A 15554-nucleotide genomic window follows, 5' to 3' on the forward strand; every position below is an offset into this window, starting at 1 on the left:
CTGCTGTCGCTGCCCGGCTCGCCGATCCTCTACTACGGCGACGAGATCGGCATGGGCGACAACATCTGGCTCGGCGACCGGGACGCCGTACGCACACCCATGCAGTGGACCCCCGACCGCAACGCGGGCTTCTCCTCCTGCGATCCGGGACGCCTCTACCTCCCGACGATCATGGACCCCGTCCACGGGTACCAGGTGACGAACGTCGAGGCCTCCATGGCCTCCCCGTCCTCCCTGCTCCACTGGACCCGACGCATGATCGAGATCCGCAAGCAGAACCCGGCCTTCGGGCTCGGCTCCTTCACGGAGCTCCAGTCCTCCAACCCGGCGGTCCTGGCCTTCCTGCGCGAGTACGGGGACGATCTCGTGCTGTGCGTCAACAACTTCTCCCGGTTCGCCCAGCCGACCGAGCTCGACCTGCGCGAGTACGACGGACGGCATCCCGTGGAGCTGATCGGCGGGGTGCGTTTCCCGGCGATCGGTGAACTGCCGTATCTGCTGACCCTGGCCGGGCACGGCTTCTACTGGTTCCGGCTCACCCGAGTCGCATCCCGCATCGGCCGACGACGATCTTGAGCGTATGCCGAGGAAAGGACGCGTCACCATGCCGAAGACCGCATCGCTGAGCCCGAGACCCACCGTCGTCACCGATCCCATGGCCTCGCTCGCCGGGCTGCTCCGGGAGTGGCTGCCGCGGCAGCGCTGGTTCGCGGGCAAGGACCGGCCCGTCACGGAGCTCGGCCTGCTCTCCCTGACCGAGTTGTTCCCGGGCTGTCTGCATCTGCTCGTCCAGGCCGGACACGACTGCTACCAGCTGCTGCTCGGCGTACGGCAGCATCTGTCGCCGCGTCACGGGCCGGCCCTGATCGGCCGGGCGGAGACCGGTCCCCTGGCCGGTCTGACGGTGTACGACGCCCTGCAGGAGCCCCGGTCGGCGCAGTTGCTGCTGGAGCGGTTGCGGCATCCCGGCACGTCGGGTCCCCTGCGTTTCGAGGCCGACCCGGCCACCGAGGTGCCCGCCGGGCTGGTGCCACGCGTGCTGGAGGCCGAACAGTCCAACTCCTCGCTGGTGTACGGCGAGGAGTTCATCCTCAAGGTCTTCCGGCGCATCCAGCCCGGTGTCAACCCGGACCTGGAGGTGCCCGGCGCGCTCGCCGGTCAGGGCTGCCGACGGGTGCCCGCGCCGGTGGCGTGGTTCCGGACGACGTATCCGCACGCGGCGACCCTCGGAGTGCTCCAGCCGTTTCTGCGCGACGCCTCCGACGGCTGGACGCTGGCCCTGCAGGCGCTCGCCTCGGGCGACGACTTCACCGCGCAGGCCCATGAGCTGGGCCGCGCCACGGCGGAGGTGCATCTCGCGCTGGGCGCCGCCTTCCCCACCGGGGCGCATGACGAGGGCGGCCGGACGGCGGTGGCGATGGCCGACCGGCTGGATGCCGCCGCGCACGCCGTCCCGGCGCTGCGGCCGTACGTGCCAGGGCTGCGCACCGCCTTCGGCGCGCTCGTCGCCTGCGATCCCGGGCCGCCCGCCCAGCGCATCCACGGCGACCTGCACCTCGGGCAGGTGCTGCGGGCCGGCCGGGACTGGTTCGTCATCGACTTCGAGGGCGAGCCGTCCCGTCCGCTGGCCGAGCGGCGCGCTGCCCAGTCCCCGGTGCGGGACATCGCCGGCATGCTGCGCTCCTTCGACTACGCGGCCCGGCAACGCCGCCCCTGGCGCCCGGAGTGGGCCCGCCGCTGTCGGGAGGCGTACTGCGCGGGCTATGCCGAGCGGGCCGGCTGGGACCCGCGCAAGAAGCACACACTGCTGCGCGCCCACGAGACCGACCGAGCCGTGTACGAGGTGCTGTACGAGGCCCGGCACCGCCCCGACTGGCTCCCTGTACCGATGGCGGCGATCGAGCGTCTCGCCGTGAGAGGAGGCTGACCCCATGGCCCTGCGTGACACGTCACTGCCCGAGGCGTCCGGTCCGGCGCTGTCCGGGGCGGCCCCCGCCCTGGACCCGGGCGACCGCGAACGCCTGCTGGCCGGCCGCCATCACGATCCGCACGCGCTGCTCGGCGCCCATCAGGTGCGGGGCGGGATCGCCTTCCGCGCCCTGCGGCCGTACGCCCGTGCGGTCGCCGTCGTCATCGACGGGGAGCGGCACAGGCTCACCTCGGAGGGCGACGGCCTCTTCTCCGGCGTACTGCCGCTCGACGCGGTCCCCGCGTACACGCTGGCGGTGAGATACGCCGACGGCGAGCACGAGGCGGCGGACCCGTACCACTTCCTGCCCGCCCTCGGCGAGCTCGACCTCCATCTCATCCGCGAGGGCCGGCACGAGCAGCTGTGGAAGGCGCTCGGCGCCGAACCGATGACGCACGAGGGCGTCACCGGCACCCGGTTCACCGTGTGGGCGCCGAACGCCCAAGGGGTGCGCGTCACCGGGGAGTTCACCTGCTGGGACGGGACGGCACTGCCCATGCGCTCACTGGGTGCGTCGGGCGTGTGGGAGCTGTTCGTACCCGGCATCGGCGAGGGCGCGCGCTACAAGTTCGAGATCACCTCCCGGTACGGCGGCCGTTTCCTCAAGGCCGACCCGATGGCGCGCCACGCGGAGGTCCCGCCGGACACGGCGTCGATCGTGCACGCCTCGCACTACGAGTGGGGCGACGCCGACTGGATGGCGCACCGGGGTGACATCCCGGTGCACGAAGCACCCTTCTCGGTCTACGAGGTCCATCTCCCCTCCTGGCGGCCCGGACTGACCTACCGTCAACTCGCCGACGAGCTCCCCGCGTACGTCAGCGGCCTGGGCTTCACCCACGTCGAGTTCATGCCGGTCGCCCACCACCCCTTCTCCGGTTCCTGGGGCTACCAGGTCACCGGCTTCTACGCGCCGACCCCGCGGCTGGGGACACCCGACGACCTCAAGTACCTGGTGGACGCCCTGCACCGGGCCGGCCTCGGGGTGATCGTGGACTGGGTGCCCGCCCACTTCCCCAAGGACGACTGGGCGTTGGCCCGGTTCGACGGGGATCCGCTGTACGAGCCCGGGGACGCGCGGCGTGCCGAGCATCCGGACTGGGGGACGTACGAGTTCGACTTCGGGCGCACCGAGGTGCGCAACTTCCTCGTGGCGAACGCCGTCTACTGGTGCGAGGAGTTCCACATCGACGGCCTGAGGGTGGACGCCGTCGCCTCCATGCTCTACCTCGACTACTCGCGCGACTCCGGCCAGTGGACGCCGAATGTGCACGGCGGGCGCGAGGACCTGGACGCGATGGCGTTCCTGCAGGAGATGAACGCGACCGTGTACCGGCGGGCACCGGGTGTGGTGACGATCGCCGAGGAGTCGACGGCGTGGGACGGGGTGACGCGCCCCACCGAGAGCGGCGGTCTGGGCTTCGGCCTGAAGTGGAACATGGGCTGGATGCACGACTCGCTCGGCTACATGGCCCACGAGCCGGTCCACCGCAAGTACCACCACAACGAGATGACCTTCTCGATGATGTACGCCTACAGCGAGAACTACATCCTGCCCATCTCCCACGACGAAGTCGTCCACGGCAAGCAGGCGTTGGTGTCGAAGATGCCCGGCGACTGGTGGCAGCAGCGCGCCAACCACCGTGCGTACCTGGGCTTCATGTGGGCCCATCCGGGCAAGCAACTCCTCTTCATGGGCCAGGAGTTCGCACAGGGCGCCGAGTGGTCCGAGCCGCACGGCCCGGACTGGTGGCTGGTCGATGCGGCCTACGGGGCGGAGGCCGACCACCGCGGGGTACGGGACCTGGTCCGCGACCTCAACACCGTCTACCTCCGTACACCCTCGCTGTGGCAGCGCGACACCGATCCCGCGGGCTTCCGCTGGGTGATGGGCGACGCCGCCGAGGACAACGTCTTCGCGTTCCTGCGGTTCGCCGCCGACGGCTCGCCGCTGCTCGCCGTCTCCAACCTCTCCCCCGTCGTCCGCCACGACTACCGCCTGGGTGTTCCGGACCACGTCCCTGTCTGGCGGGAGATCCTCAACACCGACGCCGCGTGCTACGGCGGCAGCGACGTCACCAACCCGGACGACCTCAAACCCGAGGACGGGACGATCACGCTCACCCTGCCCCCTCTCGCGACGGTCTGGCTGAACCCGTTGCACTGACCGATCGCGCGGGTACTCGGTGACGGCGTATCCGCAGCGATGTCCCGGAGGCAGCCCACGTGCGCACTGTCGGAGTGGAGGAAGAACTCCTCCTGGTGGACCCGGAGACCGGCGAGCCGAAGGCGCTGTCCGCGGCCGTGCTCGCCCGGGCACAGCTGTGCGGCCAGGACCAGGGCGTGTTCGAGAAGGAGCTGTACGGCCAGATGCTGGAGCTCGCCACGCATCCCCAGGCCGAGATGGCGGACCTGGGCGCGGATCTCGTCCGCTGCCGCCGGGAGGCCGCCCGGCACGCCAGCGAGATCGGGTGCACGGTGGCCGCGCTCGCCTCCTCGCCCCTTCCCGTCAGCCCGACGGTCGGCATGAGCAGCCGCTATCAGTGGATGGCGCAGCAGTACGGCATCGCGGCGCGGGAGCAGCTCGTGCTGGGCTGCCACGTCCATGTGTCCGTCGAGTCCGACGAGGAGGGCGTCGCGGTCCTGGACCGTATCCGGCCATGGCTGTCGGTACTGGCGGCGCTGAGCGTCAACTCCCCCTTCTGGCAGGGCAGGGACACCTGCTACGACAGCTATCGCAGCCGGGTGTGGCCGCGCTGGCCGTCGGCCGGCCCGACCGAGGTGTTCGGCTCGGCCGAGCGCTATCACCGGCGGGTGGCGAACATGGTGGCGAGCGGGGTGATCCTCGACGAGGGAATGGTGTACTTCGACGCCCGGCTGTCCCGGCGGTACCCGACGGTGGAGATCCGGGTGGCGGACGTGTGCCTGCATGCCCGGACCGCCGTCCTCGTCGCGCTGCTGGCCCGGGGGCTGGTGGAGACCGCGGCGCGGGAGTGGCGGGCGGGCCACGCGCCGGTGGACCACAGTGTGAGCCTGCTCCGGCTGGCGTCCTGGCAGGCCGCGCGCTCCGGGCTGACGAAGGAGCTGCTCCACCCGGCGACGATGCGCCGACTGCCCGCCGAGAACGTGCTGGCGGGGCTGGTGCAGCACGTCGAGGAGGCGCTCGCGGAGAGCGGCGACCTGGAGCAGGCCCGCGCGGGCTGTGCCGCGCTCCTGGACGGCGGCACAGGTGCGCGGATGCAGCGCGAGCTGCTGGAGCGGACGGGAAGCCTCCGGGAGGTCGTCATCGCGTGCGTTCGTCACACGCAGGAGTAGGGCCTCCTCCACCCCGAGATCATCACAGCTCCGCAACTTCGCACGTTCCGGTCACCATCCGCACTCACCTGGGCTAGATTCGAGCACCGTCGACAACAGAACCCGTCGGCATGGTCACCCTCCGTACAGCTCAGGAGCAGCGCATGCGCGATGTCGCCCTCGCTCCCCGCACCGTCGCGCCCCTGACCGGCGGGCTGGCCGACAGCCTCTTCGACATGGCGGTCCTCGAACCCACCCTTCCGCTGCTCGCCCGCCGTCCCGACCCCTCCTCCGCCACCTGGGAGGAAGTGACCGCCGTCGAGGTCCGGGACGAGGTGATGGACCTGGCCAAGGGGCTGGTCGCGTCCGGGATCTCGCCCGGCCACCGCGTCGCGATCATGGCGCGAACCCGCTACGAGTGGACGGTGCTCAGCTACGCGCTGTGGGCGGTGGGCGCCGAGGTGGTCCCCATCTATCCGACCTCCTCACGCGACCAGGTGGAGTGGATCCTCAGGGACGCCGGCTGTGTGGCCGTCGTGGTGGAGGACGAGCAGGCCGTGATGACGGTCGGCTCGGTGTGCGGGGCGCTGCCGCTGCTGCGCCACGTGTGGCAGCTGGACGCGGGGGCGATGGGCCAGCTGGTCGAGCGGGGCGCCTTCATCCCGCTGGCCACGGTCGAGTCGCTGCGCCGCATCGTGCTGCCGGACTCCACCGCGGCCATCACCTACACCTCCGGGACCACGGGCCGCGCGCTGGGCTGCGCGCTCAGCCACCGCAATCTGGCGAGCCCCTGCGACACGCTGCTGCAGGGCTGGGGCCACACGGTGATCCCACCGGGCGAGCGGCAGGCGTCCGTGCTCGCCTTCCTGCCCTTCTCCCATGTCTACGGCCTTCTGGTACAGAGCCTGTGCATCCGCGGCGGCATGCTGATGGCCCATGAGCCCGAGATGACCGAGGAGGCGCTCTCGGCGGCCCTGCGCACGTTCCGCCCCAGCTATCTCTGCGCGGTTCCCTCCCTCCTGGAGAAGATCTACAAGAACTTCCTCCGCGCCGCCCAGGAGACGGGCAGAGGCGCACTGTTCGAGCGGGCCGCGGACACGGCGCGGGACTTCGCGGCGGCGCTGGAGCGGCAGCGGCTGGGCGGCGGCTCGGGCCCCGGCTTCGATCTGCGGCTGCAGCACGCCCTGTTCGAGCGGACGGTGTACCGCAAGCTGCGGGCCGCGCTCGGCGGCCGGGTGGTCCGCGCGACGTCCGGCGGCTCGCCCCTCAGCCGCGAACTCTCCCTCTTCTACGAGGGCATCGGGATCTACGTCAACGACGGCTACGGCCTCACCGAGGCCTCCGGCGGCGTCACCGCTCAGCCGCTGGGGCGGGAGATGTCGGGCACCGTCGGGCAGGCGCTGCCGGGCAACGACATCATCGTGGCCGACGACGGCGAGATCCTGGTCCGCGGGCCCTCGGTGTTCCAGGGCTACATCAACGCCGAGTCGGCGACCCGGACCATCCTGCGCGGCGGCTGGCTGGCCACCGGGGACATCGGACGGCTCGACTCCGAGGGCTATCTCACGATCACCGGCCGCAAGAAGGACATCATCGTCACCAGCAGCGGCAAGAACGTCGCCCCGGCCGCACTGGAGCAGCGGCTGCGGATGCATCCGCTGATCCACCAGGCGGTCGTCGTCGGCGACAACCGCCCCTGCGTGGGGGCCCTGATCACGCTGGACCCGCAGTTCCTGGCGTACTGGCGCGGCTCCCTGTCGCTGCAGAGCGACATGCCGAGCCGGGAGGCCCGGGAGGAGAACGCCCTGCGGGAGGAGATCGGGCGGGCCGTGGCCGCGGCCAACAGCGCGGTGTCGCGCTCGGAGTCGATCCGGGTCTTCCGGGTGCTGCCGGAGCAGTTCGACCAGGCCAACGGTTTGCTGACGCCGTCCATGAAGCTGCGCAGGGACGCCATCGTGCAGCATTACGCGTTCGAGATCGACGCGATGTACCAGGCCCGCTCGCGCCCGCTCCGGCAGACCGTGCCGGACGAGCTGTCCACCTGGGACGAGGCGGACAACGTCTTCCGGTGAGCAAAGAGGTCGCTCCGCACGCGTCACAACCGATCGGTCCCCGATAGGCGTAGCCGTCGCCGGCTCGGGAACCAAGAAACGGCAGGGACGAGTGAGCCGAGCCGACGGGCCCGGCCCGAGCGAGAAGGTGAGATGGCAGCCGAGCGCCGTGGGAATGGAGGTCCGGTCTCCGGGGACACCCCGAAGCGGGTCGGACGCTACCCGGGCGAGCTGCACGACGTGACGGACGCGCGCCTCGACGCGGAGCGTTTCCTCGAGGACCTCGCGCGGGTGACGCCGCCGACCGCGCGGGAGCACTGGGACGACATCCTCCTGGTCGTCGCGGAACTCACCGCGAACGTGGTCCAGTACGCACCGGGCCCCTTCGAGGTCCGGCTGCGCAGAACCTTCGACGGGGTGCACGTCGTCGTGCACGACACGAGCACCACACCCCCGGCGCCGCGCCCCTTCGACCGCGCCGGAGGCGGCGGGGTCGGCTGGCATCTGATCCATACGCTGTGCAGCCAGGTCAGCGTCGTCACGCAGGAGGACGGGAAGGACATTCACGTCTTTCTTCCCTGGTGAGGGCGTTACGCAGTGGCGTGGAACCGGCACGCGGATCTGAGCGACTCCGAACGCGACGACGACGTCTGCCTGCTGCGGTGCGATCTCACACAGTAGGCGCCGTCGGCACGACGGGGACTCGTGATCCAAAAGGTTCACTCCTGCCCGGTGCGTTTCGGCAGTGCGTTGGGCAAGGTAGTCCTCGACGCGTTCGTCTGCCTGCCGCGTCCCACTGGCGGAACGGCTGGAGTCACGGTGGGATCGATGTGGTGCGAGCAGCGATCCAGGGCATGCGAAGGACGTTGGATGCAGACCGCCTGGAGCCGCAGAAAGGGATGAACGACGTGACACGACCCAGGATCCTGGTGGTTGGCGCGGGTTTCGCCGGCGTGGAGTGCGTGCGCCGGCTGGAGCGGAAACTCGGGCCCGACGAAGCCGACGTCACTCTGGTGACACCCTTCGCCTACCAGCTCTATCTGCCGCTGCTGCCCCAGGTCGCCTCCGGCGTGCTGACGCCCCAGTCGATCGCCGTCTCGCTGCGCCGCAGCAAGAAGTACCGCACCCGGATCATTCCGGGCGGCGCGATCGGCGTCGACCTGAAGGCCAAGGTATGCGTCATCCGCACCATCACCGACCAGATCGTCAACGAGCCCTACGACTACATCGTGCTGGCACCCGGAAGCGTGACCCGCACCTTCGACATCCCGGGGCTGACCGAACACGCCTTCGGAATGAAGACCCTTGCGGAGGCCGCCTACATCCGCGACCACGTCATCTCCCAGCTCGACCTGGCCGACGCCAGCCAGGACCAGGCGGAGCGCGAGTCGCGGCTGCAGTTCGTGGTCGTCGGCGGCGGATACGCCGGCACCGAGACGGCCGCCTGTCTGCAGAAACTCACCCATGCCGCGGTCAAGCGCTACCCGCGCATCGACCCGGGGCTGATCAAGTGGCATCTCATCGACATCGCGCCGAAGTTGATGCCCGAGCTGGGCGACAAGCTGGGCCGCAGCGCACAGGAGATCCTCGCCCGTAGGGGTATCGACGTCTCGCTGGGCGTCTCCATCGCGAAGGCGGGCCCCGAGGAGGTCACCTTCACCGACGGTCGGGTGATCCCCACCCGCACCCTGATCTGGACCGCCGGTGTGGTCGCGAGCCCGCTGATCGCGACCCTCGGCGCGGAGACGGTCCGGGGCCGGCTGGCGGTCACCGCCGAGATGAACCTGCCCGGCCAGGACGGCGTGTTCGCGCTCGGCGACGCCGCCGCGGTGCCCGACAACGCGAAGGAAGACGACACCGCCGTCTGCCCGCCCACCGCCCAGCACGCGATGCGCCAGGGCAAGCACATCGCCGACAACGTCATCGCGACCCTGCGGGGCAATCCCCTGACCCCGTACGTGCACAAGGACCTCGGTCTCGTCGTCGACCTCGGCGGCAGGGACGCCGTCTCCAAGCCGCTCGGCATCGAACTGCACGGCCTGCCCGCGCAGTTCGCCGCCCGCGGCTACCACTGGATGGCGCTGCGCACCAACGTCGCCAAGGTCCGTGTCGCCACGAACTGGACGCTCAACGCGATCGCCGGTGACGACTTCGTGCGCACCGGCTTCCAGGCCCGCAAGGCCGCCAAGCTGAAGGACTTCGAGTACACCGACGCCTATCTGACGCCGGAGCAGGTGCGGGAGCACATCGAGGGGAAGGGCGGCCAGGAGACATGAGGCGGGTGCCGGCGTCCCGGTCGTCCCGTGTCATGCTGAGATCCGGATCATGACGTGAAGCGGGAGTGAGTACGGCGGCGTGAGGGCAGTGGGTGGGTCGGTCCGGGCGCGGCTGCGCGATCTCGTCGCGGCCTCCGACCCCGGGCTGCTGCGCCTGGCGGCGGGCCTGCGGACCGTGGGCGCCATCGCCCTCACGCTGGCCGTGCTCGGCCTGCTGGGGGCCGACGTCCGCCACCTGGTGGGCGGGGCCATCGCGGCCATGGTGGCCACATTCGCCATCCGCGAGAAACAGCGGGCGGAACAGGCCGTCACGCTCGCGCTGGGCCTACCGGTGGCGCTGGCCTCGCTGACCCTGGCGGCGGTCCTGCACTCGCGGGTGGTGGCCGGGGACGTCTTCTTCGTCGCGCTGATCTTCTGCGCCGTCTACGCCCGTCGGTTCGGCGACCGAGGCACCGCCCTGGGGCTGATGGGCTTCCAGGTCTACTTCATGTCCCTGTTCGTCGGCGCCACCGTCTCGACCCTGCCGCGGCTGTACGGGGTGGTCGCCGTGGCCTTCGCGAGCAGTGCCCTGGTGCGCTTCGTCCTCGTGCCCGAGACACCCGCGGGCATCCTGGAGCGGCTGCGCGACGCCTTCCGGGCCCGGCTCGCCCAACTGGTGTCGGCGCAGCTGGAGCTGCTCGACGCCGGGCCGCAGGAGATCGACAAGGCGCTGCAGGACGTCCGCGACGGCACTGCGCGCCTGCACGAGACCGCCATGATGATCCAGGGCCGGCTGGAGGACGGCACCGACGACGAGACCATGGCCCGGCTGGTGCAGCGGCGTGTCGCGGACGCCGAGATCGCCGCCGAGCGCCTGGGCCTTCTGCTGCTCACGGCGCGCAGTGCCGAGCGGGCGGACACGCTGACCCTGCATCTGCCGGGAGCGCCCGTCCCGGAGGGCGGGCATCTGCCGGTGCGGGAGGAGGCGACCACCACCCTGCGCCGTGATCTGGAGGCGCTGCGCCTGCTGGTCCTGCGGCCCGTCTCCTCGGGGACGGGCGCCGGTCTGGTCCAGGTACGCAACCGGCTGCTGGGCTACCGGGACGAGGAGAACCTGCCGAAGGCCTCTCCGGCCGTCCAGGACGTCTTCCGCGGCATCGGCGAGGCCGCCCGGGCGGTGCTCGGACTCAGGATCGCGCTGGGCGGGCCGCCGGACGAAGCGGACGACACCCCGTCGACGGCACGCTCGCGCGAGGAACTGGACGCCGAGGACGCCGCCATCGACGCGGGCGAGGAGGCGGCCCAGGCGCGGCTCACGGGGTGGGACCGGCCCACCACGCGGGCGGCCGTGCAGGTCGCGGTGGGGTCGTCGCTGGCGATCGTCGGCGGCGAGTTCCTCTCCAGCCAGCGCTGGTACTGGGCGGTGCTGACCTGCTGGATCGTCTTCATCAACACGGCCTCGACGGGCGAGATCCTGGTCAAGGGCTACCGACGGCTGTTGGGCACGGTCCTCGGCGTCGTCGCCGGGCTGCTGCTCGCCGGCCTGGTCGGCCACCACACCTGGACGGCGTTCGGGCTGGTGCTGCTGTGCGTGTTCGCGATGTTCTACACGGCACCGCTGTCGTACACGCTGATGTCGTTCTTCGTCACGGCGGCCCTCGGCGTGCTGTACACGCTGCTGCACACCTACAGCCTGTCGGTGCTGGTGCTGCGCGTGGAGGAGACGGCGCTCGGCGCGGCCTGCGGGATCATCGCGGCGGCGGTCGTACTGCCGGTGCAGACGGACCGCCGTACGAACGATGTCCTCGACACCGTGCTCGACCGGCTCGCCGAGGTCACCGAGGCCGCGATCGACCAGCTCAGCGGCGGGCCGCCGGACGAGCTGCTGGACAAGGCGCGCGACCTGGACCAGGCGCTCGCCGATCTGCGGGCCGCCACCCAGCCGCTCACGCACCCGGTCACCCCGCTGCGGACCCGGCGCAACACGGCCCGCTATGTCGTCGCGCTCCTGGAAACCTGCGCATACCACGCCCGTTCGCTGGCCGCGATGGCCGAGCTGCTGCCCACTCACCCGTCCATCGCGGCGGACCCACGACTGCGCCGGGCCGGACAGCGCATCCTGCGCAACATCCAGGCCATCTCCGCACGCGTCGCCGACGAGCGGGCCGCCGTCGCGATCGAGACGGGCGCGAGCATCGCCTCCCTGCTGGAGTCCGAGCTGCCCGGCGTCTCGCGGTACGGGCGGATCACCGACCGGGTGCTCAGGCATCTCCAGCGGCTCGACGAGGCCGTGGTGGGCCTGGCGCGGCCGCTGAAAGTGCCGGTGGCGGCACCGAAGCGGTGACCCCCGTCAGAAGTCGGTGGGCAGGCCGCTCACCTCGGCGATGCCACGCAGTTCCTCGTTCTGGCGGTGCCGCTCCCGGATGTAGTCGGCGATCTCGCCGAGCCGTGCCGGATCGGAGGCGGTGTCCGCGTCGGTGACCACGCGGATCGGGCCGGTCTCCTCCAGTTGGATCTCGATGACCTCGTTGTCCAGTCTGCCGGTCACCGCCGCGGCGATGACCAGGGCGGCCTCGTCGCGAATCTCCTGGGGCAGTCCGTCGGTGCCGTCGCCGTCGAGTGCGAAGTCCAGCGCGGGCAGCCGCTCCTCGTCGAGCGCCCGCAGGACGGGCTCCACGACATCGAGCAGGAGCCGGTAGTCGTCCGTGTCCATCCGGGTGCGCAGGATTCCGAGGTACATGTCGACGGGCCGATGCTCGGGTGGGAACTCGGATTCGTTCATCCCGTCCGTGTGCCCAGCCTCGCGAGGGTCAGACCCTTTGCCAGCGGGCCAGTGCGAACGAGAACATCCCGAACAGCACGAGACCGGCGGCGACGCAGGCCAGCAGCCATGGACCGAGCGGGGTGTGGGCGAAGGAGCGCAGGGTGTCGTCGAGGCCCTTGGCCCGGTCCGGTCGGTAGTCGACGGCCGCGCGTACGGCGAAGCTCCCCGCGGCCGCGAACACCAGGCCGCGCGCCGCACCGCCGCCCACGCCCGTGACGTCCACGAGCCGGATCGCCCACCGGGACATGCGACCGAGCTTGAGTTCGCGACGGTAGTCGCGTCGTACGGCCCGTGCGCCCACCCAGACTCCGGCCACCACGACCCCGGCTCCGGCCGCGCCCACCAGCCACTGTCCGGCGGGCAGGTCGAGCGCCCGGGCGGTGACGTCGCGGGACTGCCGGTCGCTGGAACCACCGCCGCCCCCGTGCGGGCCGGCCGCGAACGCCAGCACCGAGGAGGCGACGAACGCGTAGAAGACACAGCGGACCGCGGCGAGCAGCCGCTTCCTCACACTGCGGCCGTCCGGCCCGACCGAGCCGAAGACGGCCTCCGACAGCCGCCACAGCGCCATCCCGACGAGGCCCAGTCCCAGCGCCCACAGCAGGACGGCGCCGAAGGGCTGCCCGGCCAGCTCGGCGACGGCGCCGCCGCGGTCCGCCTGCCGGTTCGTGTCCCCGAAGGCGACCTGCAGGGCCAGGACCCCGACCAGGCAATAGATCGTGCCCCGCGCGGCGAGCCCGGCCCGGGCGGCGCCCTCCGTCAGGGAACCACGTGCCGCCCGCTCGGCCTCGACACGAGTGGTATGTGACATAGCACTGGCATTCATTCGACCCTCCCGCCGTCCGACTGCCCCGACCCGGCCCCGGCACACCCGGCCCGTGCTCAGGACCTCCGCATCCGTGTGCCCCGCCGACTGCGCCCGAGGGCGTGCACATGCTCCAGGGCGTCCAGGACGACGGTGCGGTCGTGCCAGGCGATCCATCGGCCGGCCTCGGCGCCCATCACGTCCAGGGCCTTGAGCTGGGCACGGGACAGCTCGTCCAACCTGTGCTCGACATGCGCGGACACCATGCCGACGCACAGGCCCGACGCCGTCGTCAGCGGAACGCTGTGCACGGCCCGGCTGCCCGCCGCGAGGATCGCCGCCCGGGCCGGTTCGTCGAACACCGGGTCGCTCTCCACGTCCTGGACGGTGACCTGGGCGATGTCGCGAGCGGCCTTCGCACAGGAGGTGCCGTCGTCGCCGACGTGGGCGAAGAAGTCGACGAAGTCCTCGGTGAGACCGGTGTGCTTCTCGATGTACAGGCCGCCGTCGACCCGGTCGGCCAGCTGGACGTTGCCCATGTCGGCGCCGACGACGGCGAGGGTCTGGGTCAGTACGGCGCTCAGGACCGCGCTGCGGTTGTCGGCGTCCGGCCGGTGTGCCGGCGCGAAGCTGATCGCGGGTTCGGGGTGCCGGGCGCGCCGCGGGAACCACAGCCTGTCGTTCGCGGGACGCGGGGCGGACACCAGAACGCCCGCCAGCGTCCGCAGCTTGACGTTGTGGCGCTGGGAGGCGCGCTGCAGCAACGCGAACGCGCTGTCTCCGTCGGACAGCTGGTAGCGCTCCTGCAGGATGCCCTGCGCCTGTGCGATCAGCGGACGGGTGCGGGCACGGGCGCGCAGTCCGCGCACCTCGGCGCGCAGCCGCTCCACTTCGTCGTGCTCCACGTGCTCGTCGGCTGTCATGGATTCCCCTGGCCCTTCGGTTCCGGTCGACCTCTCACAGCCGTGCCCGCGTGCGAAGGAGAGCGCGTTCGGGCACGGCTGCGGCTCGCTTTCCCCGTCCGGTCACCTGTACACCGCGCGGTCGGGATGTACGGCGGAGCCGGAGCCGGTGGTCAGTCGGCCACGAGTACGTCGGTCGGCCGGGCGTGGTGGGCCAGGGACCCCGCCGTCAGCAGGCGGTGGGCCGCCTCCAGGGCCCGTCCGACGTCGCGCGTGCCGGTGGTCACGCACAGGGTGTAGGCCAGGTCCTGCGCCCGTGGCCCCGCCCAGCCCCTGCCGGTCTCGGCCTCCTCGGCCGGCAGGGCCTCGTACTCCTCGACGAGTTTGCGCAGGACGGCGGGATGAGGGATCAGCATCGCTCTCGCTCCTTCTCGCATCCGTCCGTTCAGGCCGCGACCGTGCGACGCCCGGCGTCCCGTCGGCTCTGCTGCCCCAGGGCCTCGGCGCGCACGCGGGCGCAGCTGCGGCTGATGAGGCGGGAGACGTGCATCTGGGAGATGCCGAGCTGGTCGGCGATCCGGCTCTGGGTCATGTCCTCGAAGAAGCGCATGTAGAGGATGGCGCGTTCACGTTCGGGCAGGCGGCGCAGACCTTCCTTGGCGGACTCGCGGTCGATGACGACGTCGTACGAGGAGTCCTGTTCGCCCAGGGTGTCCGCGAGGCTGTAGCCGTCCTCGTCGCCGGAGAGCTCGGCGTCCAGGGAGAGCGTGCTGAAGCTCTCCAGGGCCTCCAGGCCGCTGCTGATCTCGTCCTCGGTGAGCCCGGTGTGGGCGGCGAGGTCGGCGACGCTGGGCTCGGGGCTGCCCGGGGTCTGGGCGAGCTCGCGGCGGGCCACCCGGACCTTGTTGCGCAGTTCCTGGACGCGGCGGGGTACGCGCAGAGCCCACATCCGGTCCCGGAAGTGGCGCTTGACCTCGCCGGTGATGGTGGGCACGGCGTAGCTCTCGAAGGCGCCACGCTCCGGGTCGAAGCGGTCGATCGCCTTGACCAGTCCGAGGGCCGCGACCTGGCGCAGGTCCTCGACGGTCTCGCCGCGGTCCCGGAACCGGCCGGCGATGCGGTGGGCCATGGGCAGCCAGGCGGTGACGAGTTCGTCGCGGATGGTGTCCCGCTCGGGACCGTCCTGGAGGGCTGCCAGACGGACGAAGAGGTCCGCCGTGTCGGGTGCGTCGTCGTGCCGCCGCGCCGAGGACGCGGTCGGCCGGGTCTGCGTGCCGGGACGGCTTGTCGACATGTCGATGAGCATGCGGATTCGCTCCTGAACGAGGGGGGTGTCAGGGACTTACCGCGGGAAGGTCGCCGCCCGGACCGGTTCGAGGGGCCCGGGGCGGTCAGTCCGCTCCCGCTGGCGCGCCTCCGGTCCGAAGCACGAAATTCCGCCTGCCCGGCCGTTA

General features: G+C 71.4%; 13 protein-coding genes. 8 read left to right on the forward strand and 5 right to left on the reverse strand.

Translation table 11 applies throughout. The features are described from left to right. The 8 genes from ACWC09_RS06555 to ACWC09_RS06590 form a co-directional block, all read left to right on the forward strand. Positions 1-576, forward strand: a 576-nt coding sequence (locus ACWC09_RS06555; RefSeq protein WP_450849140.1) for an alpha-glucosidase C-terminal domain-containing protein, incomplete at its 5' end; no start/stop codon positions are given. A gap of 28 nt (positions 577-604) precedes the next feature. Beyond that, positions 605-1927, forward strand: coding sequence for a maltokinase N-terminal cap-like domain-containing protein (locus tag ACWC09_RS06560; RefSeq protein ID WP_450849142.1), 1323 nt, complete (start codon positions 605-607; stop codon positions 1925-1927). Positions 1928-1931: 4 nt separating this feature from the next. Continuing rightward, a complete protein-coding gene (gene glgB / locus ACWC09_RS06565) occupies positions 1932-4136 on the forward strand; it encodes a 1,4-alpha-glucan branching enzyme (RefSeq protein ID WP_450849144.1) in 2205 nt (734 codons plus the stop codon). Between the two features lie 59 nt (positions 4137-4195). Then, positions 4196-5284: a glutamate--cysteine ligase 2 gene (locus tag ACWC09_RS06570; RefSeq protein ID WP_450849146.1), complete on the forward strand. Its 1089-nt coding sequence runs from the start codon at positions 4196-4198 to the stop codon at positions 5282-5284. 143 nt (positions 5285-5427) lie between these two features. Next, entirely contained in the window at positions 5428-7335 is a 1908-nt protein-coding gene (locus tag ACWC09_RS06575) for an AMP-dependent synthetase/ligase (RefSeq protein WP_450849148.1), read from the forward strand. Positions 7336-7467: 132 nt separating this feature from the next. Then, positions 7468-7899, forward strand: coding sequence for an ATP-binding protein (locus ACWC09_RS06580; RefSeq protein WP_450849150.1), 432 nt, complete (start codon positions 7468-7470; stop codon positions 7897-7899). 314 nt (positions 7900-8213) lie between these two features. Further along, complete coding sequence (locus ACWC09_RS06585) at positions 8214-9590, forward strand: NAD(P)/FAD-dependent oxidoreductase (RefSeq protein ID WP_450849152.1); 1377 nt, start codon at positions 8214-8216, stop codon at positions 9588-9590. Positions 9591-9669: 79 nt separating this feature from the next. Next, entirely contained in the window at positions 9670-11913 is a 2244-nt protein-coding gene (locus ACWC09_RS06590) for an FUSC family protein (protein WP_450849154.1), read from the forward strand. Between the two features lie 6 nt (positions 11914-11919). On the opposite strand, the gene ACWC09_RS06595 is transcribed toward ACWC09_RS06590, so the two are convergent. The 5 genes from ACWC09_RS06595 to ACWC09_RS06615 all read right to left on the reverse strand — a co-directional run bounded on the left by ACWC09_RS06595 (position 11920) and on the right by ACWC09_RS06615 (position 15406). After that, a complete protein-coding gene (locus tag ACWC09_RS06595; RefSeq protein WP_450849156.1) occupies positions 11920-12351 on the reverse strand; it encodes a hypothetical protein in 432 nt (143 codons plus the stop codon). Between the two features lie 28 nt (positions 12352-12379). Continuing rightward, entirely contained in the window at positions 12380-13219 is an 840-nt protein-coding gene (locus ACWC09_RS06600; protein ID WP_450849158.1) for a DUF1206 domain-containing protein, read from the reverse strand. Between the two features lie 56 nt (positions 13220-13275). Continuing rightward, entirely contained in the window at positions 13276-14121 is an 846-nt protein-coding gene (locus ACWC09_RS06605) for an ANTAR domain-containing protein (protein WP_450849159.1), read from the reverse strand. A 152-nt stretch (positions 14122-14273) separates the two neighbouring features. Next, the gene (locus ACWC09_RS06610; RefSeq protein ID WP_450849161.1) at positions 14274-14516 is read right to left on the reverse strand and encodes a DUF5133 domain-containing protein; all 243 of its coding nucleotides are present in this window, start codon (positions 14514-14516) and stop codon (positions 14274-14276) included. A 29-nt stretch (positions 14517-14545) separates the two neighbouring features. Then, entirely contained in the window at positions 14546-15406 is an 861-nt protein-coding gene (locus ACWC09_RS06615; protein WP_450849163.1) for a SigB/SigF/SigG family RNA polymerase sigma factor, read from the reverse strand. Positions 15407-15554: the final 148 nt, after the last annotated feature.

The organism is Streptomyces sp. NPDC001617 (genome assembly GCF_053596855.1).